Origin of the sequence: Bradyrhizobium australafricanum (assembly GCF_020329495.1) — a bacterium.
Classification (GTDB): Bacteria; Pseudomonadota; Alphaproteobacteria; order Rhizobiales; family Xanthobacteraceae; genus Bradyrhizobium; species Bradyrhizobium australafricanum.
Genome location: NZ_JAGKJL010000070.1, coordinates 19,081 through 42,085 on the forward strand (window position 1 = coordinate 19,081; position 23,005 = coordinate 42,085).

A 23,005-nucleotide genomic window follows, 5' to 3' on the forward strand; every position below is an offset into this window, starting at 1 on the left:
GAATAGCTCGTAGCACTCCAAATCGCCAGATTATTACGGATAACTAGCATCTTTGTGGGGATTAGCCCTGGCAAAGCAAGCGAGGTCATTATGCGATCGAGTGCAGCTTTCGAACGGTTGGAGCAGTTTCATCTCGAACCGGAGCTTGATGTCGGACGCGCCCTTCAGCGTCCGAATGCGGCCAAGCCACACTTCGAGAAACGAACCGAACCAGCGGGCGCAAGGCCAACAGAAGTTTCGTTCGGACCGTTTCGCCTTCTTCGAGCGCAGTTCCTTTTGCTCGAAGGCGACAAGCCCGTGCCTCTCGGAAGTCGCGCTCTGGAAATTCTGATTGCTTTGCTCGAACGCCACGGAGAGTTGGTCAGCAAGCAGGATCTGATGGCTCGCGTTTGGCCCAACATTTTCGTTGAGCCCGCCAACCTCACGGTTCATATGTCAGCGCTGCGTCGCGCATTGCGTGACGGTCAGGGTGGGAATCGCTTCATCGTCAACATCCCAGGACGCGGCTACTGTTTCGTCGCCTCAGTCGCTATGTCGGCTCACGAGAATTGAGCGCAACCGGCGAACCATGGAAAAATTCGGTGAGGCATTACCCTGCTCGCGACAATAGCGGAGCAGCCGTTTACTGTAGCGAATATTCGGTCAGCTCCTGGAGCTTCGCGAACCGCATTTGGCTGGCGACAATCCTGCCGTTGTTCGTGAGTTCTTAGGGCGAGGGCGGGGCCCCTCCGTCGCCATCCGAAACCGTCACTCGCCGTTTCTAAGCCAATGTTTATGTGGCGGCAACTACAGCCGTACCCTGAACAGCCTACGCGCAATAGAAGATGGGCCGGCACAAATGTAAGCCTCCTCTCGACAACTCGCGTTCTGGAGTCCGCTCATGAGGAGAATCACTGTTCTCATCGTTTCTGCTCTGATCAATGCATCTACAATTCCCAGGCTTGCGGCGGCGTCTACGTTAAACGAGGATATTTACGCCGCTCGCGCGGTCTCGGCGACTCTACCCGGCAAGCCCGATAACGCGGCCGACAACCAGAAGACTTGTCGCGCCTACGCCGCTTCATCTTATGATTCCGTGATGCTGCGGCAAGCCGCTGCTGGCCGCGTCGAGGGCGCGCGGATGTTGATTGCGCTCGATTCCGTGATTAACGCGTTCAAACACCTGTTGGCGACGAAATGCGTCAGCTGACCTTCACTATTCTCTGACAATGACAATGACAATGACAATGCGATGCAAGAGGTTTGCAGATGATTATCTTCCCGCTCATAACCACATGGATGTGGTTTCAGATCATCACGGCGTCACCGCTCCCATCTTCGGGCCGTCCGGTTGAGGACAGCTCTGACGCTAGCGCCTCGTTGTGCCCCGTGGAAGTGTCATTCCAGCGAGGTTGAGCATGACCCAGGGCCATTTCTACCGCTCCAACACGAAGAAGGTTTTCGCAGATCGCCGCGGCGCCGTGGTGGACGACCTCGCTGAGGCGAGCCATGTCGTGCAATCCTTCACCAGCGAACTCAGCCTCGAGGATTGGCGTGACTGGGTCATGCATGTCAGCGACGATCGGAACGATACGCTCTTCGTTGTGCCCTTTGCTTTCGTGCTCGGCAAGCCGAATTGAGGCCGCCATGGCAGTTCAGCCACTCTCCAATAATACATTGTATTGCTCGTTCTGCGGCAAGAGCCAGCACGAAGTCCGCAAACTGGTCGCGGGTCCCACGGTCTTCATCTGCGACGAGTGCGTTGAGCTCTGCGTGGACATCATCCGCGAGGAGAACAAGACCTCGCTGGTCAAGTCGCGCGACGGCATTCCGACGCCGAAGGAAATCTGCAAGGTCCTGGACGATTACGTCATCGGCCAGAGCCATGCGAAGAAGGTCCTGTCGGTCGCGGTGCACAATCACTACAAGCGCCTCGACCATCAGACCAAGCACAACGACGTCGAGCTCGCGAAGTCGAACATCCTGCTGATCGGTCCGACCGGTTCGGGCAAGACCCTGCTCGCGCAGACGCTGGCCCGCATCCTCGACGTGCCCTTCACCATGGCTGACGCGACGACGCTGACCGAAGCCGGTTATGTCGGCGAGGACGTCGAGAACATCATCCTGAAGCTGCTGCAGGCCGCCGACTACAACGTCGAGCGCGCGCAGCGCGGCATCGTCTATATCGACGAAATCGACAAGATCAGCCGCAAGTCGGACAACCCCTCGATCACCCGCGATGTGTCGGGCGAGGGCGTCCAGCAGGCGCTGCTGAAGATCATGGAAGGCACGGTGGCCTCGGTCCCGCCGCAGGGCGGCCGCAAGCATCCGCAGCAGGAGTTCCTGCAGGTGGATACCACCAACATCCTGTTCATCTGCGGCGGTGCCTTCTCGGGCCTCGAGAAGATCATCTCCGCGCGCGGCCGCTCGACCTCGATCGGCTTCGCGGCGCAGGTGCTCGCGCCGGAGGACCGCCGCACCGGCGAGATTTTCCGTCACGTTGAACCGGAAGACCTGCTCAAGTACGGCCTGATCCCGGAATTCGTCGGCCGTCTGCCCGTCGTTGCGACGCTGGAGGACCTCGACGAGACCTCGCTGAAGAAGATCCTGACCGATCCGAAGAACGCGCTGGTGAAGCAGTACCAGCGGCTGTTCGAGATGGAGAACATCGAGCTGACTTTCGCCGACGAGGCGCTTGGCGCGGTTGCCCGCAAGGCGATCGAGCGCAAGACCGGCGCGCGCGGCCTGCGCTCGATCCTGGAGAGCATTCTGCTCGAGACCATGTTCGACCTGCCGGGCCTGGAAGGTGTGGAAGAGGTCGTGATCTCCCGCGAAATCGTGGAAGGCACGGCGTGTCCGCTCTACATCTATGCGGACCGTTCCGACCGCGCGGTGGAAGGCAGCGCCATGAGAATCCGCTTGCACGCGGCAAAATAGGAGCTTCCTGCCTCATAAGGACAAGCTTGCGGCTCGACCGGTTGAACAGTTTCGTCCGCAGGTGGGACTCAAGCTCGAAGACCTTACGGCTGACCGTTGGCCGTGGCGTTTTCAATTGGCGCGCCGCAGCCGAAAGGCTGCCGGTCTCGATCGACATCAGCGACGTCGCCTTCCTAGGCTGCTCGCGCGCAACCTCTCATAGCGAAACGTGGTCGATCCACTAGCGTACGCATTTGGCGCGATTTGCGGAGATTTGGATTGCTTCACTCGTGCCGACGTTCCTCGTCGGATACCAATTTGCATCACGGAGGCGGACAGCTTCCCAAGGTCTCGGCGCCCGGCGATCCCTCCCTTCGCCGTGTTCGCCCGCGGCCGGTCCTTCCCCCCGGGGACCGGCCGCCCCTCCTCAGGGCCGTTGGGCAACGGCGCCGGATCGGATGGGCAGGGGACACTTGAATCGACGAGTGTGGAAGCCCAGTCGTGGAGCATAAGACGGATGGAGATTCGCCGCGGCGCGCCAAGCGTCTCTGAGCTATTCCGATAACGGTCGGCTATCGACTCCATGGCGAGAGGTGATTTTCCTTTAGACGGTCATAGACTCAATCTTCGCGCTGTCGTCGCCCGCCCTCGTGTACGGGCCAAAGTCGGCGTTCCGTTGAACGATCGCAAACCAGGAGGTCCGACATGCAGATCAAAGAGACACCCGACGTTTCCTTCCCCCGCGTGGTCGAGAGCCGTCCGCTGGAGGATGTCGTCGTGCTCGCGGACAACGCCGGCGTCGCGCTTGGAGTACCGCGCGCATTCAGCGCGACGGTGCGGAGCGTCCGCGATGACGGCAGCGGCCTCATCGCGTCCCGGTGCGTGGAGATTCCGCTCGTCGGGCGCGACGGCGAGATCTCCGGGATACTGTGCTGGACCGCCCCTCCGTCCGACACGCGTGGCGTATTCTCCTCCCGCGGGCCGGAGGGGGCGATGGCGATCGGCGACGTGGCGCAGTTCGTCGTCCACGACATCAACAACCTTGTCGCTGTGATTGGCAGTGGCCTGCGGCTGCTCGAATGCCCGAGCGACGCCGCATACCGAAAGGCCATCGTCAGCAAGATGCAGCACGCGATCACGCGAGGAGCGTTGCTAAGCCGTCAGTTTCTCGACGCTGCGCGATCATGCCCCGAATCGACCGGCGGGTTCGCCGCAGGCAGCCGCCTTGCAGCGCTGGCGCGCACGCTGGACCAGGCGTTGCGTCCCGACATCACGGTCCGCACCGATATCGCCCCTGATTTGTGGGACTTCAACGCTGACCCGGAGGAGCTGTACTTCGCGCTGCTGAACCTCTGCCGAAACTCAGCCGATGCTATGCCAGGGGGCGGAGCGATCACCGTCGCTGCGCGGAACGTCGAACCTTCCGCTGGTGCGACTTGGGGATTCGTCGAGATCATCGTCGCCGACGACGGGGAAGGCATGCCCGAGGAGGTTCTCTCGCAGGCCTTCACCCCGTACTCCACCACAAAGGCCGCGGGCAGCGGCACTGGCCTCGGGCTCCTCCAGGTCCAGCGCTTCGCCGAAGGACGAGGCGGCGCGGTCTACATAGAGAGCGAGCGGGGTGGCGGCACGCTGGTGCGCCTCTTCCTCCGGCGCGTGCTCGCAACTGGGCTTCCCAGCAGGATCGTCGGCGGGGAGATCGCGTACACGCCGTCATCCAACGGCGGCGTATTCCACGTCGTCAACCCAGCGGCGGCTGCGCCGAATTCGTAGCCCGCGCGAACACCTGGAGATCGGTTCAGCGATGCAGCTCATGATCCCGCCCGGCCGCCTCGACCGTCCGGTCGACCAAGAGAGGGACCACGTGCTCGGCCCCACCGATGCCGAGATCACGCTCGTCGAGTACGGCAGCTACGCGTGCCCGCACTGCAGGGCCGCCAACGAGCGCATCGCGCAAGCACGCGACCAACTTGGCGGCCGCGTCTGTTACGCCTTCCGCCACAGGCCGCTCACGGACAACAGCCTTTCGTTTCGGGCAGCCGAGCTCGCTGAGCTTGCCCAGACGCCCGAGGCGTTCTGGTCCGCGCACGTCAAGCTGATGACGAGGTCGATGCAGCTCACAGAGGACGACCTCGTCGCGGTGGCCGCTGATCTTGGCGTGAACGCCAACTTCGCGCTCGGCGAGGGCGACGCCGTGCGGCGCGCGAGGGCGAGGGTGGAGGCGGACGTCGCAAGCTCACGCGCAAGCGGGGTGAGATTCACCCCGGCCTTCTATATCAACCGCCGGCGCTACGACGGACCCTGGGACGAGAGTTCTCTCGTCGACGCGATGCTTGGCACGCTCGGCCACCGCGTCCGTACGGCAGCCCTGGACTTCGCGAGCTGGGGCCCGTCCGCCGGCATTTTACTGGTCCTCGCGACCGTGGCGGCGATCGTCTTGACGAACTCGCCGATCGGGCCGGCGTTCGAGGCGCTCTGGCGCCAGGAACTCGGCGTGAGCTTGGGTGACGCAGCATTTCAGATGTCCATCCTTCATTGGGTCAACGACGGCCTGCTGACGGTGTTCTTCCTAGTCGTGGGATTGGAAGTGAAGCGCGAGATGACAGTCGGCCACCTCGCAAGCCGCCGCTCCGCCGCGCTTCCGATCGCCGCCGCGCTCGGCGGCATGATCGTGCCGGCGCTTCTTTATGCGCTGGTCATCCCTACGGGGCCGTGGTCGCGCGCGTGGGGCGTTCCGATGGCGACCGACACGGCGTTCGCGATTGCCTTGATCGCCGTGATGGGCGCCCGCGTTCCCGTCGAGCTGCGCATCTTCCTCACCGCAGCGGCCATCGTCGACGACATTGGTGCGATCGTCGTCGTCGCTGTGTACTACTTCGGCGATATCCACCCTGGCTACCTGGCCGCGGCCGCGGCGGTGGTCGTTGCGCTGGCTCTGCTGAGCCGGTCGAGAGTCTACCTTCTCTCGCCCTACATCCTGTTGGGCGTCGCGTTGTGGGCGTTCGTCTACGCGGGCGGCCTCCACGCGACGCTGGCCGGCGTAGTGCTGGCGCTGTTCGTTCCGACGCGCCCGCCTGCCAACCTGGCTGCTCTGATGACGCAGGCCAGCACCATCATCGCCTCCGAGGCCCGGCACGAGGGTGAGGTTCTCAGGCACGGCCCCTCCACCCCGGCGCTGCACGCGCTCGACGAAATCTACGACAGACTTGAATCGCCCGCCGACCGGCTGCTGCGGCACGCCGGCGCGCGGTCGAGCCTTGCTGTCCTCCCGATCTTCGCACTGGCGAATGCGGGCGTGGCGATCAATCCGGGCGTCTTAGTTGGGCATGCCTGGCTCATGGCCGCAATCGTCGCTGGCCTCGCCATAGGAAAGCCGCTCGGCGTCTTCCTCGCGGCTGCCGCGGCCGTGCGCGCAGGCATAGCCGTCAAGCCGGCAGAGTACACGTGGCGGCAGTTGGCCGGGGCGGGAGCCCTCGCTGGCATCGGCTTCACGATGTCGCTCTTTATCGCCGGGCAGGCGTTTCCAGGCGCTCCCGACTTCTCGGCCGCCAAGATCGCCGTGTTCGCCGCGTCAATTCTTTCGGCCGTTGTTGGGACTGCCCTGCTCTGGGGAGCTTCGCGTCAGGACCTCATCGAAGAGGCGCCGCAGAGCGCCAGCATGCAAATATCATAGCCCGCCGGCACTTATGCGGGATCGCAAACAGGAGGTCTTTCGATGATTCTACCTACCGGGACGACAGTAGCAGTCGCTGACGGCGAGACGGTCCGCCTGTTCCGCAATTCGGGCGTGAAACCTGGGGTGCATTTGGTCGAAATCACGGCGGCTCCGCCTGCCCCCGCCCACTCAGGCTCGGGGGCGCGCCATCACACCGGCTCTGCCAACCCCGATGGCAGGCGGCTCGACGAGGACGACTTCGCGGCAGCTACGGCGGCGTTGCTGAACAAGCTCAGCCTGGACGGGACCATAAAACACCTGGTCATTGTCTCCGATCCCAGGACCCTGGGGGAGATGCGCAGGCACTTCCACCGCGATCTGAGAGGCAAGATCATGGGCGAGTTCGCGAAGGACTTCAGCCGGCGTCCGCTCGAGGACATCGCCTCATTGATCGCCAACGCCTGACGCGCCTCTGGGCTGCCTCTGGCATTCTAAGCAGCATCAAGAGGAAGCAAGGTTCTTCTGCTTGCTCGGTGTCACGTTCCAATCTCTCACGCGACTAACCGGCATCTCGCATTGAAGGAGCCTCCGCATGACCGAATACCTAGTCGCCTGACGCGCCCGAGCATCTTCTATACGAGTCTTGCAGTAGTGCCAGCAGAGATCCTCTTTGACGCGATAGAGACCGAATTGGAGCGCCGCGGCGTGGGGTTATATTGCTCCCCACTTGGTCCTGCGGCAGGTGCCAGAGAGAAAGATCGTTGGAGCCCGAAATGACAAAGCACATTGCACCCTTACCGTATCCCGATGGATCGTTGCTTCTTCGTGAGTTCAACCACAGAGTAAATAACGAGCTCACTAACGCTATCTGCACGATTTCAGCCAAAGCGGTGAGGTCCGATGACGCGGCAGTTAAGGCCGCGCTCCTCGATGTGGTAGACCTCCTGCATGGCTGCGCTGATGTTCACAAGGCACTACGCACGCCCGATCCTGGGAATCTGACGGACGCCGCAAGGTACCTCCAGCGTCTTTGCTTCTCCATCACAAAATACCGACTGGACCGGCAGAGGATACGTCTCGTGTGTTCGGCGGATGATTTGCGGCTGGAGGGCGAACGCTGCTGGAAGCTTGGGTTGATCGTATCTGAGCTGCTCAACAATGTGGCACGACATGCTCGGTTCGACGATAGACATCCGGAAGTGAAAGTGAAGCTGCTGCTTGCAGGTGACGTCGTAAGGTGCGCGGTCTCTGACAATGGCTCGGCACCTGACCTCACTGTGCGCGGTCGCGGGCTAACAATCGTCGGCGGGTTGGCCAGTAGTTTGGGTGGCCGCGTTCATGCGTCTTGCGCCGCCGAAGGGGCTTCCATCCTTCTCACCTTCCCATTGACTGAATCCGAGCAACATGCCGCCCGCGCAGCTCATGTCGTCTTCAAGCGAAGGAAGGTGCGTCGTTCTCGCAGGTTCCAGGTCGCAAGAGCCGAAGACGCCGGCATTGATCTATGAAAAGACGGGTACCCCAGGTCGCCGCGCAAACCGTAGCTTCCGAACGTGGGGTCGGAGGACGCATTTCGCGGTGAAGAACACGTGGCGCGCAGAGCTCAAGCCACTGCCGTGTTCGAGAAGGAGAAACCGCATCTAACGCGTGCGATACCGGCGCCAGCAGATGAATGAATTCGATCAAGACCGCAGGATGATCTCTTACGCGCGTTTTGCCATCGGCACCACGTTTCCATCACTCGCCGGTACCAGGGATACGACCGCGGCCCTTGCGAGGTCCTCCAAGGCGGTTGCAATGTATTTCGCGTAGTGCCGCTCGATCATTTTGACTGAGGTGTTGTGCAGTTTGGCGACCTGCTGAATGGGCAACCCCTTTCGGAGACCGCGCACGATGCTTGAGTGCCGCAAAGCATAGGGTATCACCTCCGGCATACCGGCGCGCTCGCGAATGGCCTTCCAGGGTCGTGCAAGTTCGGCTCTTTTCCACGGACCGCGTTCAGACTTCTTCCACGCGATGCCCCCTGGCTCCTGTTCATGGATCCATCGCTCGAAAAGAGAAGCATCGCTTGGCCGCCCAGCGATCGCGGGCAAGAGCACCTCGATCACATCGTCGCCCACTGGGACCGGGTCTGATCCGCCATTGCCGCCGCGCCCCTTGTAGGAGCCCGGCACCATCAGACGCCGTGCCGAAACCTGCACGTCGCCGACGCGCATTCGCCTGACCTGGGCATACCGCGCGCCGGTCGCGGCCAGACATACGACGATCCGATATAGGTCGCCATCAAATCCTTGCTGCTGATCGACTTCACGCGCAGCTTGAAGGATGGTGCCAACCTGCTCATCTGTGAGAATCTGGTTATCCCGAGCAACCGACATATCATCATCATCATCGATCCGCTCGGCTTTGAAGCCGGCCTTCACAATGGCGAGGAATGTCGGGTTTAGCTTCTTCCGATCTGCGGAAAGGCGCGGCCACGCTGCATTTAGTGCGGCCTTGAGGTCATTCATGAACCGCTGCTTGGTCGTGACCTTTAAGTCCTGCGGCAAACTCTCACGCCACGTTATCAAGTCGTCTTCTTTCAAGGCATGTAGACGCACCGATGCGAGAGGGGCGGCTTCCGCAGCTTCCTGAATGCCGCGCTTTTCTTGACCAAGAACATAGCGCCGCAGCTTGGTGCCGGCGTCGGACCGGATGTCGCGACCTGTTCGGCGTCTTTCTCTAGCGTCGCGTTCGTTGACGTAGGATTCCACGGCCGAGCGCACGGTAGGAGCCGGGCCCGCCGCCTGCGACGCGGCTTCTGTTCTGGCTAGAGCTACGGCCTCCCGTGCCGTTCTCACGGCCTGTTCGAAGGTCAGAATCCAGTCGACGGGCTTGTCATTGACGTCGTTGGCGACGCCGACTGGCTCCTGCTTGTAGTTGCCGCCTTCGTGGTGGTTACGCCAGCGGACAAACCAAACGCCGCTCTGTCTTCCTTTGCGATAGCCCAGATGCGCTTCCGCATCGAGGCGACGCCAATGCACGCCAAGCTCGAGCCTGGAGCGCGCTTTAGCCGTCGTGACCTGAGCCTCGGTGAGTGTCTTCGACATTCGTTTCTCGCATGCTTATACGTCGAATATCCGTTGAATATACGACCCTGTACGTCGGCGAACGATACCGGATTGTGGCTGCGCAAGCTATTGAAATAATTAGATATTGGCGAACAGTGGCGAACGAAGACGGACCCATTATTTGGCCCTCTCAAGGCTGAAACAGGGGTTCGATTCCCCTAGGGAGCGCCAAATGTTCGCTATTCCACGACATTTTACGATACGGCTCCATTCGCCGGGAGCTTTCCTGCTCGACGACTGATTGATCACGCCGGCCGCCTGAGCAGTTGCCGCCTTGTGCTCATTTGCGTCCCGGTGACGCAGCTTCGAGCCCTCATCGCGCCTTGGCGGGCAATCCCCACCACGAAACAAGCGGCGGGCGTCCCTCGTTTCCGCTATGATGAAGCCATGACGATCGGGATTACCGGACCCGGCCGGAAAGGATCACGGCAAAGTGGCGTGGTCAGGCTGATCGTTGCGGCCATCGTCATCACGATTTGCCTGATCCTGCTCTCGTTCGCGAGCGACTTCCTGGTCGATTGGCTGTGGTTTTCATCGATCGGCTACCTACAGGTTTTCCTGACGGCGATCGGCGCCAAGGCAATCGTCTTTCTCTCCGTCTTCGCGGTGACCACCGTCGTCCTCTCGCTGAACGGAGTCCTGGCGGTGCTGTTTGCCATGCAGCAGCCGCTACAGAACCGAGTCGCCCCGGGGAAGGTCGCCGGTTTTACGGCGCCGCCCGATCCGTTCGTAGAGCTGCGCGACCAATTAGCCCGGCCGCGGTTTGTCGCGCTCGGTGCGGGCGTGCTCGCCGTGCTGGTTGCCGCAGGCGAAGTCGGCAATTGGAACATCTTCCTGCAGTTTCTCTACCACGTGCCCTACGGTGCGCAGGATCCGCTCTACAACAAGGACATTGGGTTCTATCTCTTTTCGCTACCCGCCTATATCGCGATCAAGAACTGGATGCTGCTGACAATTATCCTGGGCGCGCTGTTTGCCGGAGCGATCTACTGGGTGCGCGGCGACATCGAATACGATGTTCACAACCGTTCAATTTCGCCGACGGTGATCGCGCATGGCTCGGCGCTGATTGGCCTTCTGTTCGCGGTGAAAGCCTGGTCCTATGGGCTCGACCGCTATCTGCTGCTCTACGGCGACAATGGTGTCGTGGTCGGGGCGAGCTACACCGATGTCCATCTGGGGCTGCCGGCTCTGTGGTTGATGATCGGGCTTTCGATCATCGCGGCGCTCATCGCATGGGCCAATTTGCGGGCGTGCACCTACCGGCTTCTTGCCGCCGCGTTCATCCTCGTCGGCGTCGGCTCTGTCATGCTGTCGAGCCTCGTCCCTTCGCTTTTTCGGCACTTCGTCGTCAAGCCGACGGAGTTGGAGCTGGAGAAGCCCTACATCGAACGCAACATTGCGCTCACCAGGCAGGCCTACAATCTCGACCGGATCGCAACCAAGCCGTTTGCCGCTGAACAGAGGCTGACCTTCAAGACGCTGGAAGCGAACAAGGCGACCATCGACAACATCCGGCTGTGGGACTGGCTGCCGCTGTCGAATACCTACGCGCAGCTGCAGGAGATCCGTACCTATTACAAATTCCACGATCTTGACGTCGATCGCTATTGGCTCGACGGCTCCTACCAGAGCGTGATGCTCTCGGCCCGCGAACTCCGGGCCTCCCTGCTGCCGGCGAACGCCCAGACCTGGGTCAACCGCCACGTGCTGTTTACGCACGGCAACGGCGCAGTGATGAGCCCGGTCACCCGCAAGAGCACGGAAGGACTGCCGTTCTTCTATTTGCGCGATATTCCGCCCGTTGCCGACGGTGGCCCCAGGATCGACGAACCGCGCATCTATTTCGGCGAAGAGAGCGACGACTACGTCATCGTCAAGGCCAGCATCCCGGAGTTCGATTATCCGAAGGGGAAGGACAACGTCTATGCGGCCTATGACGGCAGCGGCGGTGTGCCGATCGGAGCATTGGGATGGAGAACGCTGTTCGCCTACTACTTCAACGACGCGAATCTGGTCCTCTCAAGCTATATCACGGCCGACAGCCGGATCATGATCCGGCGCAACATTACGGAACGGGTGCGCACGATCGCCCCATTCCTCAGGCTCGATCATGATCCCTATCTGGTCGTCAGCAACGGTCGGCTGTTCTGGATGCAGGATGCCTACACCACGAGCTCCTATTTCCCCTCAGCGCAGCCCGTGCCGGAGCTCGATCTCAACTACATCAGGAATTCGGTGAAAATTGTCGTCGATGCCTATAACGGGACGGTCGATTTTTACCTGATCGACCCAAGCGACCCCATTGCAGCGACCTACCAGCGCATCTTCCCGGACCTGTTCAAACCGTTCATGGCCATGCCGGCGGATTTGCAGAAGCATATCCGCTATCCGGAGAATCTGTTCCTGATCCAGGCGCGGCTGTATCAGACCTACCACATGGAGCAGGCCGAAATATTCTACAACCGCGAGGACTTCTGGCAGTTTCCGCGACAGCCGGGCGGCGACGGCACTTCGGTGATGACCCCCTATTACATCATCATGCGGCTGCCCGGCGAGCCGCAGGCCGAGTTCTTCCTGATGCTTCCCATGGTACCGAGCCGTCGCGACAATATGATCGCGTGGCTCGCGGCGCGTTGCGACGCCCCCGACTACGGCAAGCTGATTGTCTACGAGTTCCCCAAGGACAAACTTGTCTACGGGCCGTTTCAGATCGAGGCACGGATCAATCAGAATACCGAGATCTCGCAACAACTCACGCTGTGGAATCAGATGGGCTCGCGGGTGATACGCGGTGCGAACCTGCTGGTGATCCCGATCGAGAACTCGATCCTTTATGTCTCGCCGCTCTATTTGCGCGCCGAGCTTGGACACCTGCCGGAGCTGAAACGCGTGATCGCGGCCTACGGTGAGCACGTCGTGATGAAGGAGACGCTCGCTGACGCCCTGGCCGCGTTGTTCGCGGAGCCCGGTGCGGTGCCGGCGGTTTCAAACGCAACGGAAACGGTGTCCCCTGCGGGCGGGTCGGCGAGCCCGGCGCAGCAGGCGCTCGATCACTACAATCAGGCGATGGAGCGATTGAAGGCTGGAGACTGGAAAGGTTTCGGTACCCAGTTCGATGCCCTGCGCGAGCCCCTTGAGGAAATGAACCGACGCTCCGCCGGTCACTAGAGCATGATCCGGAAAAGCGTGTAGTGGTTGTCCGAAAAGATCGTGTCAAATCAAAGGGCCAGAGCGGGATGACGATTCGAAGAAAAGTCATCGCGTCCAATGGGCTCGGGGAATTGTGAGTGCGGACGCACGCCTCAATCGGGTATTGTTAAAGGTCGCATTGCAATTTCAATCACATAGAGTTCGCAGTTTCGTTCCGATTGGCGCGCCATTGAGCCCTCATCCGCAAACCCGGAACTGACCGGCTTCGGCACGCAAAAGCGGCCATTTCGAGCGCATGCCTGCGGCTCCCGATTCAGATTGCGGTGCCGTTGGCCGCGATCACATTCGTGAACGATTGCGCAGGTCTTTCGGAACGGGCTCGCGCGAGAGCGTGCCCTGGTCGTTCACCTGTTGCGCACCTGATCGGCGCAGACGCGATAGCTAGACTCCGCTGCAAATCCGCTGCTATACTTTCAGTTGCTCGACCGGCGTAAGGCACGCGCCGACATTTCGTTTGATTGCGATATCGCGAAAAGGAGCTCAACGATGGCGATTACGCTGACGGTCTTGGCGAGCCTGCTGCAACTGCACGGGCCGGGTGCGACAATCGAAAGCGATCATCAGGGTATCGACGCATTGCTGAGTGGTGTGCGCGAGCAGAGCCTTCAGGAACAGGGCGCTCAGGAACAGAGCTTTCAGGAACAGAGCTTGCAAGAACAGAGCCCTCAAGACGTACAGGGCTTCCAGCTGGGGGTAATTTCCGGCCAGCCTCAGGCAACTCAGGTCTATTTCAGGCGCGGGGCCTTTGCCAGGGGGCCCTATGCGGGCGGCTTTCGCAGGGGCGGCGGCTACTATCCGGGCGCCGGCGCATTTCGCAGGGCCGGCGGATATTATCCCGGAGCAGGCGCGTTCCGGCGAGGTGGCTTCGTCAGGGGCTACTAGAGCATGATCCGGAAAAGTGGAAACCGGTTTTCCGAAAAGATCATGCTCAAACAAACAGATGAGATCATGATGCGGTTCCGTGGAAACGCATCATGATCTAGCCCGATCGCAGCTTGCTGGTATCCGCATGTCGGTTGACGCTTCAAATTCCGTCGCGTTCCAGGAGCAGCCGATCACGCAGTTGCTGGTCAAGGTTGCGGCGGGTGCAACATCGATTGCTCCTATTGCTACTGGTTTCGCGATGCGGCCGTCTATGACAAGCCCAAGCTGATGAGTGCCGAGGTGCTGCAGCAGCTGTTGCTGCGCCTCGAACAGCACGTCGCCAGATACTCCCTCGTCGACTTTCCCGTGATCCTGCACGGCGGTGAGCCGCTGCTTTGGGGCGTCGATAATTTTCACCGTTTTGCGGAGGGCTGCGAGGGCATTTCATCCCGGACCGGCTGCGAGATCCCGATCGCGGTGACGACCAACGGCGTCCTGATCGATGATGAATGGCTCGACTGCTTCGAGGCCCGCAATATTTCGGTGGCGATCAGTATCGACGGGCCGGCACATATTCACGACGCTCACCGCAAGACGTTTCAGGGGACCGGCACCCATGCCGCTGTGGAACGTGCCGCCCGCATGCTGGTATCGCGCGACATCGGCGTGATCGCCCTCGCGGTTTGCAACCCGGCCTACGCGCCAAAGGAGTACGCGGATTTTTTCGCGGCGTGCGGCATCGCCAACTACGACATCATGATTCCCGATGCGACGGTGGACGAGAAGCCGTCGTCCATTGCCCCGTTCTATAACGGCCTTTTCGACTTGTGGCTGGAAGCCAATCGCACGAGGCCGACATCGAATGTCCGCATCATTTCCGACATGGTCGCGGCCCTGATCGGCAACAACGCGCCGACCGAAGGTGTCGGCCACAAGCCGGTCGAGCTTTGCACGGTCATGACCGACGGCACGGTGGAGGCCCACGACGTGTTGCGCATTGCGGGTGACGGTTTCACCAATACGCGGTTCAACATCTTCGATCACGCGATCGACGACGTCAGGACCGAGCCGCGCTGGAAGGCCGCACGCGATGCGTCAGTCAATCTTTGCGAGAAATGCCGGCAGTGCAAGTTCATGAACGCCTGCGGCGGAGGCTATCTTCCGCACCGCTTCTCCACGAAGAACGGTTTCGACAATCCGTCAGTTTATTGCGACGATCTCTATTCGATGTTCGAGAACATGCAATCCGTGCTGGAACGTCATCTCTACGTCCGCAAGCAGGACGGGGAACGGATTGGCGTGCGCAACGCAGCGGCGGACGGTTAGGCAATTCGAATCAATCGGCAGTTCCGCTTTTGTAGATGACGCGGCACGCGCGGTAGCTGTCCATTGCGCGCAAAGCCCGACCGTCTCAGGACCACCGTCGAAACACCAGGCTGGCGTTGACGCCGCCAAATCCAAAACCGTTCGAGATCGCGTGTTCGATCGCCATCGGCCGCGCGACGTTCGCGACGAGGTCGATGCCCTGCGCTGCGGAATCGGCGTTCTCCAGATTGAGCGTGGGCGGCGCGACCTGATCGCGCAGCGCCAGGATGGTGAAGATCGCCTCGATGCCGCCGGCGGCGCCGAGCAGATGTCCGGTCGCCGACTTGGTGGCGCTGACGGCAATTCCTCCCGCGCGCCCGAACACGCGCTTGATCGCCTCGAGCTCGGAGAGATCGCCGACCGGCGTCGATGTCGAATGCGCGTTGAGATGCTGGATCTCGCCGGGCCGCAGCCCGGCCTGCTGCAGCGCCGCCTCCATCGCGCGCCGGGCGCCGTCGCCATCTTCCGGGCCTGCGGTGATGTGATAGGCGTCCGCCGTCGTGCCGTAGCCGATGAGTTCGGCGATCGGCTTCGCGCCGCGCCGAAGCGCGTGTTCGAGCTCCTCGATCACGAGCACGCCAGCGCCTTCGCCCATCACGAAGCCGTCGCGGTCGCGGTCGAACGGCCGCGACGCCCGGGCGGGCGTGTCGTTGAACGACGTCGACAGCGCCCGCGCCGCTGCAAAGCCGCCGAGGCTGACCGGATCGATGCAGGCCTCCGCGCCGCCGCAGATCGCAACGTCGGCTTCGCCTGATCTGATCAGGCGCGCGCCGTCGCCGATCGCCTGCACGCTCGCGGCGCAGGCGGTCACCGGCGCGCCGATCGGACCCTTGTAGCCGTAGCGGATGGTGATGTGCCCGGCCGCGAGATTGGCCAGGAAGGATGGAATGGTGAACGGCGACAGCCGGCGCAGGCCGCTCTTCTCCGCGGTGCGCACCGCGTCCGCGATCGCGGGAAACCCGCCGATCCCGGATGCGATCACGGTGGCGGAGCGCTCCCGCGCAAGCGCCTCGGCCGGCATCCAGCCGGCCTGCGCCACGGCCTCAGTCGCGGCCAGCAGCGCGAACAGGATGAACCGGTCCATCTTCTTCTGGTCCTTGCGCGGGGCCGCGGAATCGGGATCGAACCCGCCCTCGGCATCCCCGGCCTTGTCAGGAACCTGTCCCGCGACGCGCGCCGGCAGCGCGGCCGCCCACTCCGGCAATGCCGTAAGCCCGGAATGCCCCGCCAGCAGCCTCGACCACACCAGTTCGGTGCCACAGCCCAGCGGCGACACCGTCCCCAGGCCCGTCACAACAATTCGACGCATGGCTCTCCTGTTGCGCCCCTGGTGCGAACCGGCATGGCCGGGATTCGAACCTGCCCGGGCGCCGGGTCGTTATATGATGGTTGTCATCTATTGTCTCGACCGGCCGGCCGTCAAGGGATTGACTTCGCTCTCAGCGCTCCGTTCGTCTGGCGGTGGGGACGTGGCCGCTCGAGGCCGGAACAAGGGGCTGATGAGCGATTGCAGCTAGTGTGCAGAATGCGAAGTTCGTGCGATTTCGCGGCAGCCACTTTCACGAACTTCGCATTCATAAAGCACACTAGAATTATAGTTTGCTAGTGTCCTTATCGAATCCGAAGTTCGCTCCGAAGGTGCGGCAAATGATGCGAACTTCGGATTCGGGACACTAGCCAGCAACGATCACGCCGGGACGACGATATGGTCCGGCGCAATGCCCGCGCGGTGACGCTCATACATCGCCGTATAGGCGGCCTCGATATGCCCGGTGAAACGTTTGGTATCGAACAACGGCGCCGTCAGCCGGTTGGCCGCCAGCCTGGTTCTGAGCGCCGCGAGCCTCGAAGGATCGGTCGCAAGATCGACCGCCATGCGCTCATAAGCCTCCGGCGATTCCGCAACAAGCTCGGGCAGGCCGACCGCATGGAGCAAGCTCGCCGCGACCCGGCTGGCAAACGTGTCGCCGAGAATGGTCAGCACCGGCAGGCCGGCCCATAGCGCATCGCTGGCGGTCGTGTGGGCATTGTAGGGAGTGCTGTCGAGGAACAGGCCGGCGAGGCGATGGCGTGCGAGATGGTCGGGCAACGACATGCGCGGTGCGAACACAAGGCGCTCCGCAGCGACGCCACGCGCGACCGCCTCCTTGCGCAGATTTGCGGCAGAGTCGGCGTTGGCTTCGAGGAGCCACAACATGCTGCCCTCGACACGGCCGAGAATCCTCATCCACCGATCGAACATGTCAGGCGTGATCTTGTAGTTGTTGTTGAAGCAGCAGAACACGAAGCCGGTCGGCGCCAGCCCGACGTCGCCGCGCGAGAACACGCGATCGGCAATGACGCGTTTGTCGTCGTTGGCCTGATAGCTGTCGGGCAGGGCGACCACCTTTTCGCTGTAGAATTCGCGATGGTGATCCGGGATCACGATGCGATCGGCGATGATGTAGTCGATGAACGGGGCGCCGAGTGTTCCCGGATAGCCCAGATAATTGACCTGGATGGGGGCGGGCCGGCGGCCAAGGACTCTGGTGCGGGATCCCCCGGTAAAGCCTTTCAGATCAACCAGGATGTCGATCTCCAATCGTCTGATCAGGTCGGCGACCTCATCGTCGTTGATGTCCCGCACCTCGACAAATCGATCGAACGACGCCTCCAGCCGTCGACGCATCTCCGAGGGGTCGCTGGGCGACCATGAGATTGCCACCGTCTCGAATTTCGACCGGTCGTGGCACTCGAACATCCCTGCCATCAAGAGCGATGTCGCGTGGTTGCAGAAATTCGACGAGAAATAGCCGATGCGAATTCGATCGTGATCGTAGCGCTCGCCCCGCCAGCGCTGGCTTGCGGACGGCGGATGATTCTTCGCGGTCCATCGCGTGGCGCATAGCAGTTGGTCGGCGGTCGATGAAGGAACGCTACAAAACAGGAATGGCGGCGTCGTCGCGTTCCGAGTCCTGATCGACTCGATAAGTCGGTCGCGCTCGGCGTCAAAGTCGGTCCAGTCGCACATGTGGGATTTGGCGTGCAGGCGATAGCCTTCGATCTCCGCCTGGTCCGGTTTGAGCGCGACGGCCTTGTCATAGGCGGCGAGTGCCTCGTGGTGGCGCGCCAGCGTGGATAGAACCTTGCCGCGGTTGGCGTAGGCAGCCGCATCGTCGCCCTTGTGCTGGATCGCCTTGTCGATGCTGGCGAGCGCCGCGTCGTGATGCCTGAGCCTGAACAGCGCCGAGCCGCGGTTGTTGTAGGCCTCGGCATAGTCGGGCCGCAGCGCGATCGCCTTGTCGTAACTTGCAACTGCCTCTTCGAGACGATCCAGTTCGATCAGCACGTTGCCGCGATTGTAGCACGCGCCGGCGATTCCCGGCGCCCGGTCGTAGCTCGCGAGCGCATCATCGAACCTTTTGAGGTCGTTGAGCACGTTGCCGCAATCGTTGTGGGCGCCGGCATCGTTGGGCTTGAGTGCAATCGCCCTGTCCAGGCTCGCCAGCGCCTCATCTAGCCGCTGCAGCTTCCTCAGCGCGGCGCCCCTGTTTCGATGGGCATCCGCATGGTCAGGCACGAGCGCGGTCACGCGATCGAAGCTTGCGAGCGCCTCCTCGTGGCGTCCAAGCTCCGCGAGCGTGATTCCGCGATTGTAGAGCGCCGGCGCGAGGTTTTGCTTGAGCGCGATCGCCACATCGAAGCTCGCGAGCGCTTCGTCGAAGCGACGCAACGCGCGCAGCGCGTTGCCGAGGTTGCTGTGCGCGTCCGCGACGTTGCCGTTGAGCCTGATCGCGCGCCGGATCAGGTCGACGCCGCGCTCGCTGCGGCCGGTCTGCGCCGAAATCAGGCCCAGCAGATGCAGCGCATCGAAGTTGTCCGGCTGCTGCCGGAGCATGTCTTCATAGATCTTTTCTGCTGCCGCGAGCTGCCCCCGCTGATGCAGCGCGACAGCCTGCGCGAAGGCGCGCTGCAAGGCGGTCTCGCTGGATTTTTGAGATTCACCTGTTTCGGGCATCAGACGTCTTCACGCGCTCCGTGTCCGGGTCCTGGCTCACGCCGGCGGACATGTCGCGTCCTGTGCCCGCGATATGGATCGCCCGTTGATTAAAGGTTGAAAACTGGCAGATCGCCCTCGATTGCGCAACGGCCTCCAGGAACAGCTCCAGGAACAACTCCACCAATAGTCGGGCCGAAGCGGATGGTCCTCGGTCAGCCCGGCGGCTGCCTCGTCAGCCGCAGCCGAACCCGTGGACGGTCACGACGGAAGCGGGGGCGTCCGGAGCATCAAGGCCGGCGCTCACGATGCGCCTGCCATTCTAGCTCGAACACGCGTCGTTGCTGAGAAGCGGCGTCGGGTTCTCGGTCGAATTTTCGCCGCCGCGATACCATGGCTTGAAACGAAACCCGGTTCTCGCATACGACCATGGCGCGGTCAGGGATAGGGCGCTGCCCTCCGTCGTATATTCCGAGGCGACGTTAGGGTCTGGATTGTAGAGCGAGAAGATTCCGCGCCAACTGCCGTCCGGCTGCTCCTGGGCGTAGGACAGGTCCACCTTGTTTCGCGAGACCGAAACCAGACGGTCCGAAACGTGATCGAACACGAATGGCCGCTCGAACCAGATCGTCGTCTCGTCCTGCTTGATTGCGACGTTGGCCTCCTGTCTTGCCGTGCCGCCACCGACCAGCAGGGGAATCCCCAGCGGCACCGCGACATCAGCGGTGGCGGTGGCATTGAGACGGTGCGCGGAAAGCGTCGATGCAAAACCGTCGGGCCGCGCAATGATGGTCTTCTTCGTGAACGGGCCGTGCGGGCTATCTGCCGTGGCAACCAGCGCGACCGCATTCTGCGTGTTGTTGTAGTAGCCGTGATAGAAGATGACATACTCGCCGTTCGCGCGCCGGCAGGCATAGCTGATCGACAGCCCGGACGCTTCCTCGGGCAGTGAGGGCGTGATCACGGCGCCACGGCGCGTGAACGTCATGCCGTCGACGCTGGTCGCCAGCTTGATCTGCTTCGACGCGCGGTCGAGGTAATAGATCATGTACGGCTCGGCTGCTCCGGGCTCATACACCACCTGCGCCGGGCCGATCCCGCCGGGCTCGGACGCGTCCGACTGAAAGGCGATTCCTTGCGGGATCCAGGCTCCTTCGTTGGTCGACGTCCAGAGTCGCAGCTGAAACCAGCCCGTCGTATAAGCTGACGCGTAAAGACGCCTTGTATGCGCATCCGGCGCGATCGCGGATGGCCACGCCAAATGAAGAACGCCATCGGGCGGCGACAGCGCCGGCGTCAGGCTCGACACCAGGCCGTCGTCGCCGAACTCCCAGATGTGATAAATGCCGCTGCTTCCGAGGCCATTGAGAAACCAGCTTCTGGCAATTGCGCCGCCCGGAAAAATGCTGAGGATGACAAAAAGAAGTCCCCGCACAATCATGAAATTTATCCTGGGTCGTGCCGTCTATCGAGCAAACAATTCCGCTGTGATGACACACTCGGGCGCCCGTTTCGCCCGGAAATTTGTTTCTGAAAGTAGAACTGATTCCGGATTGAGACGCGCAGGACGTGCCGGCGGATTCAATTGCCGATAGGACTCGCCGTCGATGACGCGACGCTGCAGAGTCTTCTTGAAATCGCTGCCGCGGCGGAGATCAGATCGTATTGCACAACGATCGACTCGCTGCCGCGGACTGCAACCAGTACAACGACTGACCGGCCTGATTTCGGTACTCAGCACCGGTTCCGCGCGACCATATCTTGGGAATTTGCAACGACAGGAGAATCCGGCTTTTGTGACCAGCATGGGCTCTAAATCTCGGGAGTACTTGTTCGGACGACGGTCAGGCATCTGGCCGAGCGCGCCAAGGAGGCTCGGCTCGAGGCGGATGGTGCGGCCTGCCGGGCATGGAACGCCCGCATGCTCGCTTTTCAGGGGCCCGCCCAGCCGTCGCCGCGCTCGGCGATGCACTCAACGCCGGTTTCCGCTACCTCGAAGTGAAGTGCCTCGGCTGCGAAACGCATCAGACGGTCGCGCTCGATATCGTGAGGCGGCCGAAGTTGACGCCGATCCACGAGCTGGAGCGCTATATGCGCTGCAAGCTGTGCTCGCGACGCTCCGGCTACCCGTTCAAGCGCTGCCATCTTGTGGTGTGGTACTGCGGACGACTAAGATCTCCGCCATGAACCCGCCCTCAACCTGGTGGCCGGGAGAGCGCTGACACCGTCGCAGAGCATGCTGCGCCCAAAATCCCACCTCACCATTGGAACATTCCAGGCCTTACCCGCTTGTTCCGAAATCCAGAACGAGTTCACTAACGTGACGGATGAACTTGAATATCTAGCGCACCGATTGGTGATTATCGAGCAACCCGGCGGTGGGTTCTTGGTCGAAGTCACGCCGATCGCCGGCGGCCAGACCATCAGAACAATGACCTATCAACGCACTCAGGAAGCGATCGCTGCAGCGAAGCGGACAATCGACAAGCATCCCGAAGGCAGGCGACCTGCCAATCTGGCCCGGTCTTAAAGTGGCTGACCGCTCCTACTCCGACCCGGAGAAAGCCGCGCGCCGGATCATGGAGCACGCCCGCGCCTTCGAGCCGATCCAGGACGGCCGGATCTACATCGAGAAGATCAACTATCCGATGCTCTGCCAGGACAAGGCGACGCCGGCTGAGTAGTGGGCCGGCTTGGAGTACGCCAAGGATCAGGGCTGGCTCGAGTCATTCCCGTGGCCCTGACGCAAATGGCGCGATCACAGCTTTCTATCTTGGCGCTGGCGCTCCTGCGTTCATCGACAGGGCGCGCGCAGGACTTCAACCAAGCATGCCGACAACAACGGCGGCCAAGTCTGATACCCCAAGAAACGGCCCCAGCACCCTTGGAGGCAGTGCTGAGGCCGTTCCTCATTCCCATTGCTTGCCGAGCCGCCGCTGTCGGTAATCGGGCTAGCCCCTCTGGGCCTCAAAAAATTGTCCTTAATGAAACCGCCCTGCCCAGTGCCCGGATGATCGAGCCAAAGCGTGAGCCAGTCAATTAACTTGCGTAAACCAAAGGTAAATAAATCGTCCGGATGCTTAACGCGGGGCGCCCTTCCGTCGCCTTTCGATCCGCCTCACGGCGTCTGCGATCCGGTGGAATACCGGGGTGAAGTCGGGAATGTCAGCCATCGCGACCAGCACGGCCCCAACCCAGAAGAAGGTGCCGGGCTGAAACATGGCGAGCACGCAAAGCGTCGCAACGAATGTGGCTTTAGTCTTCTGCTCCGCCGGCACCATTTGCGTCGGCATGCACAGGATGCAGAATAGGACAATTCCAACCCCATGAACAGGACTAGGAAAACGCCCATGCCCAACGTGAGCGCGTCGGTTTGACCTGGCTCGGTGACGAACCAAGGCAAATGCGCAGCATGCCGCTCCTCGACCATTCCACGAAGAGAGCTTGCTCATGGTGGCGATAATTGACCCAGATCAAGCGTAGGCATCCAGGGTTGGATGCAGGGTGTCCTAATTCTCCTCTGCGAGTGTCCTAACTAGGACAGCGCCCGATAGTCTGAGCGCCCGACGGTACACCGCCGGCATTCGCATCTAGCGCACGGTTGACGCGTCGCATGAGTTCCACAAATATGGTCTCGGCATCGGGAGCCCAAAATGAAGGACATGCAGGCGCACTTAGAGAAGCTTCGCGTCGAAGCGGAAGAGTGCGAGCTGATCAGCAAGCTGGCGACCAATCCGACAAAGAAAGAGCTGTTTGCCAAGCTGGCGGCACGCCACCGGGAGCTAGCTGATGAGGTCGAGCGGACCATGAAGGCCTCAACCTAGGAAGTCCGCTACTCAGCGACGCGGGAGATTAAGGCCACCCTGCGCAAGTGGCCTTGCATGGCTCCATTCCTACAGTGGGACAATTTCCCGTAGCATCCCGGTGCAA

General features: G+C 61.7%; 19 protein-coding genes, 1 tRNA gene and 2 pseudogenes. 16 read left to right on the forward strand and 6 right to left on the reverse strand.

Annotated features, from left to right (window positions below; translation table 11 throughout):
* Positions 1-90 precede the first annotated feature (90 nt).
* From J6525_RS38485 to clpX, 4 genes are all read left to right on the forward strand, one after another.
* Positions 91-552, forward strand: a complete 462-nt coding sequence (locus J6525_RS38485) for a winged helix-turn-helix domain-containing protein (RefSeq protein WP_225648538.1) — start codon at positions 91-93, stop codon at positions 550-552.
* Positions 553-880: 328 nt separating this feature from the next.
* Positions 881-1,189: a hypothetical protein gene (locus tag J6525_RS38490; RefSeq protein ID WP_225648539.1), complete on the forward strand. Its 309-nt coding sequence runs from the start codon at positions 881-883 to the stop codon at positions 1,187-1,189.
* A gap of 208 nt (positions 1,190-1,397) precedes the next feature.
* Positions 1,398-1,619 (forward strand): DUF6894 family protein, encoded by a 222-nt coding sequence (locus J6525_RS38495; protein ID WP_225648540.1) that lies wholly within the window; start codon positions 1,398-1,400, stop codon positions 1,617-1,619.
* Positions 1,620-1,626: 7 nt separating this feature from the next.
* Complete coding sequence (gene clpX / locus J6525_RS38500; protein ID WP_225648541.1) at positions 1,627-2,916, forward strand: ATP-dependent Clp protease ATP-binding subunit ClpX; 1,290 nt, start codon at positions 1,627-1,629, stop codon at positions 2,914-2,916.
* A gap of 76 nt (positions 2,917-2,992) precedes the next feature.
* Here the strand turns inward: clpX and J6525_RS47670 are convergent.
* Positions 2,993-3,073: pseudogene (locus tag J6525_RS47670) on the reverse strand (hypothetical protein); the annotation flags it as partial.
* Between the two features lie 527 nt (positions 3,074-3,600).
* Here J6525_RS47670 and J6525_RS38510 point away from each other — a divergent pair.
* From J6525_RS38510 to J6525_RS38525, 4 genes are all read left to right on the forward strand, one after another.
* Positions 3,601-4,668: a sensor histidine kinase gene (locus tag J6525_RS38510; protein ID WP_225648542.1), complete on the forward strand. Its 1,068-nt coding sequence runs from the start codon at positions 3,601-3,603 to the stop codon at positions 4,666-4,668.
* Between the two features lie 31 nt (positions 4,669-4,699).
* Entirely contained in the window at positions 4,700-6,568 is a 1,869-nt protein-coding gene (gene nhaA, locus J6525_RS38515) for a Na+/H+ antiporter NhaA (protein WP_225648543.1), read from the forward strand.
* A 42-nt stretch (positions 6,569-6,610) separates the two neighbouring features.
* Complete coding sequence (locus tag J6525_RS38520; protein ID WP_225648544.1) at positions 6,611-7,015, forward strand: host attachment family protein; 405 nt, start codon at positions 6,611-6,613, stop codon at positions 7,013-7,015.
* 308 nt (positions 7,016-7,323) lie between these two features.
* The gene (locus J6525_RS38525; protein WP_225648545.1) at positions 7,324-8,055 is read left to right on the forward strand and encodes an ATP-binding protein; all 732 of its coding nucleotides are present in this window, start codon (positions 7,324-7,326) and stop codon (positions 8,053-8,055) included.
* A 195-nt stretch (positions 8,056-8,250) separates the two neighbouring features.
* On the opposite strand, the gene J6525_RS38530 is transcribed toward J6525_RS38525, so the two are convergent.
* Positions 8,251-9,636 carry a tyrosine-type recombinase/integrase gene (locus J6525_RS38530; RefSeq protein WP_225648546.1) on the reverse strand — a complete coding sequence of 462 codons (1,386 nt, stop codon included), beginning with the start codon at positions 9,634-9,636 and terminating at the stop codon, positions 8,251-8,253.
* Positions 9,637-9,735: 99 nt separating this feature from the next.
* On the opposite strand from J6525_RS38530, the gene J6525_RS38535 reads away from it, so the two are divergent.
* The 4 genes from J6525_RS38535 (at position 9,736) to J6525_RS38550 (ending at position 15,060) form a co-directional block, all read left to right on the forward strand.
* Positions 9,736-9,828: transfer RNA gene (locus J6525_RS38535), tRNA-OTHER, on the forward strand.
* A 216-nt stretch (positions 9,829-10,044) separates the two neighbouring features.
* The gene (locus J6525_RS38540; RefSeq protein ID WP_225648547.1) at positions 10,045-12,828 is read left to right on the forward strand and encodes a UPF0182 family membrane protein; all 2,784 of its coding nucleotides are present in this window, start codon (positions 10,045-10,047) and stop codon (positions 12,826-12,828) included.
* Positions 12,829-13,356: 528 nt separating this feature from the next.
* Positions 13,357-13,752: a hypothetical protein gene (locus tag J6525_RS38545; RefSeq protein WP_225648548.1), complete on the forward strand. Its 396-nt coding sequence runs from the start codon at positions 13,357-13,359 to the stop codon at positions 13,750-13,752.
* A 210-nt stretch (positions 13,753-13,962) separates the two neighbouring features.
* Positions 13,963-15,060: a radical SAM protein gene (locus tag J6525_RS38550; RefSeq protein WP_225648554.1), complete on the forward strand. Its 1,098-nt coding sequence runs from the start codon at positions 13,963-13,965 to the stop codon at positions 15,058-15,060.
* An 85-nt stretch (positions 15,061-15,145) separates the two neighbouring features.
* Here the strand turns inward: J6525_RS38550 and fabF are convergent, their stop codons facing one another.
* The 3 genes from fabF to J6525_RS38565 all read right to left on the reverse strand — a co-directional run bounded on the left by fabF (position 15,146) and on the right by J6525_RS38565 (position 20,516).
* Positions 15,146-16,408 carry a beta-ketoacyl-ACP synthase II gene (gene fabF / locus J6525_RS38555; protein WP_225648549.1) on the reverse strand — a complete coding sequence of 421 codons (1,263 nt, stop codon included), beginning with the start codon at positions 16,406-16,408 and terminating at the stop codon, positions 15,146-15,148.
* 378 nt (positions 16,409-16,786) lie between these two features.
* Positions 16,787-19,096 carry a tetratricopeptide repeat protein gene (locus J6525_RS38560; protein WP_225648550.1) on the reverse strand — a complete coding sequence of 770 codons (2,310 nt, stop codon included), beginning with the start codon at positions 19,094-19,096 and terminating at the stop codon, positions 16,787-16,789.
* 301 nt (positions 19,097-19,397) lie between these two features.
* The gene (locus J6525_RS38565) at positions 19,398-20,516 is read right to left on the reverse strand and encodes a glycoside hydrolase family protein (RefSeq protein ID WP_225648551.1); all 1,119 of its coding nucleotides are present in this window, start codon (positions 20,514-20,516) and stop codon (positions 19,398-19,400) included.
* 364 nt (positions 20,517-20,880) lie between these two features.
* Here J6525_RS38565 and J6525_RS38570 point away from each other — a divergent pair.
* The 3 genes and pseudogenes from J6525_RS38570 to J6525_RS38580 all read left to right on the forward strand — a co-directional run bounded on the left by J6525_RS38570 (position 20,881) and on the right by J6525_RS38580 (position 21,759).
* Positions 20,881-21,297: pseudogene (locus J6525_RS38570) on the forward strand (hypothetical protein).
* Between the two features lie 98 nt (positions 21,298-21,395).
* Positions 21,396-21,605, forward strand: coding sequence for a hypothetical protein (locus J6525_RS38575; protein WP_225160057.1), 210 nt, complete (start codon positions 21,396-21,398; stop codon positions 21,603-21,605).
* 1 nt (position 21,606) lies between these two features.
* Positions 21,607-21,759 carry a hypothetical protein gene (locus J6525_RS38580; protein WP_176937076.1) on the forward strand — a complete coding sequence of 51 codons (153 nt, stop codon included), beginning with the start codon at positions 21,607-21,609 and terminating at the stop codon, positions 21,757-21,759.
* A gap of 396 nt (positions 21,760-22,155) precedes the next feature.
* Here the strand turns inward: J6525_RS38580 and J6525_RS38585 are convergent, their stop codons facing one another.
* Complete coding sequence (locus J6525_RS38585) at positions 22,156-22,368, reverse strand: hypothetical protein (RefSeq protein WP_225648552.1); 213 nt, start codon at positions 22,366-22,368, stop codon at positions 22,156-22,158.
* Between the two features lie 360 nt (positions 22,369-22,728).
* Between J6525_RS38585 and J6525_RS38590 the strand changes: the two genes are divergently transcribed.
* Positions 22,729-22,899 carry a hypothetical protein gene (locus tag J6525_RS38590; RefSeq protein ID WP_176937075.1) on the forward strand — a complete coding sequence of 57 codons (171 nt, stop codon included), beginning with the start codon at positions 22,729-22,731 and terminating at the stop codon, positions 22,897-22,899.
* Positions 22,900-23,005 lie beyond the last annotated feature (106 nt).

Coding starts and splice junctions, on each gene's coding strand:
- J6525_RS38485 (WP_225648538.1), top strand. CDS start 91: ATGCGATCGAGTGCAGCTTTCGAACGGTTGGAGCAGTTTCATCTCGAA.
- J6525_RS38490 (WP_225648539.1), top strand. CDS start 881: ATGAGGAGAATCACTGTTCTCATCGTTTCTGCTCTGATCAATGCATCT.
- J6525_RS38495 (WP_225648540.1), top strand. CDS start 1,398: ATGACCCAGGGCCATTTCTACCGCTCCAACACGAAGAAGGTTTTCGCA.
- clpX (WP_225648541.1), top strand. CDS start 1,627: ATGGCAGTTCAGCCACTCTCCAATAATACATTGTATTGCTCGTTCTGC.
- J6525_RS38510 (WP_225648542.1), top strand. CDS start 3,601: ATGCAGATCAAAGAGACACCCGACGTTTCCTTCCCCCGCGTGGTCGAG.
- nhaA (WP_225648543.1), top strand. CDS start 4,700: ATGCAGCTCATGATCCCGCCCGGCCGCCTCGACCGTCCGGTCGACCAA.
- J6525_RS38520 (WP_225648544.1), top strand. CDS start 6,611: ATGATTCTACCTACCGGGACGACAGTAGCAGTCGCTGACGGCGAGACG.
- J6525_RS38525 (WP_225648545.1), top strand. CDS start 7,324: ATGACAAAGCACATTGCACCCTTACCGTATCCCGATGGATCGTTGCTT.
- J6525_RS38530 (WP_225648546.1), bottom strand. CDS start 9,636: ATGTCGAAGACACTCACCGAGGCTCAGGTCACGACGGCTAAAGCGCGC.
- J6525_RS38540 (WP_225648547.1), top strand. CDS start 10,045: ATGACGATCGGGATTACCGGACCCGGCCGGAAAGGATCACGGCAAAGT.
- J6525_RS38545 (WP_225648548.1), top strand. CDS start 13,357: ATGGCGATTACGCTGACGGTCTTGGCGAGCCTGCTGCAACTGCACGGG.
- fabF (WP_225648549.1), bottom strand. CDS start 16,408: ATGCGTCGAATTGTTGTGACGGGCCTGGGGACGGTGTCGCCGCTGGGC.
- J6525_RS38560 (WP_225648550.1), bottom strand. CDS start 19,096: ATGCCCGAAACAGGTGAATCTCAAAAATCCAGCGAGACCGCCTTGCAG.
- J6525_RS38565 (WP_225648551.1), bottom strand. CDS start 20,516: ATGATTGTGCGGGGACTTCTTTTTGTCATCCTCAGCATTTTTCCGGGC.
- J6525_RS38585 (WP_225648552.1), bottom strand. CDS start 22,368: ATGCCGACGCAAATGGTGCCGGCGGAGCAGAAGACTAAAGCCACATTC.
- J6525_RS38590 (WP_176937075.1), top strand. CDS start 22,729: ATGAAGGACATGCAGGCGCACTTAGAGAAGCTTCGCGTCGAAGCGGAA.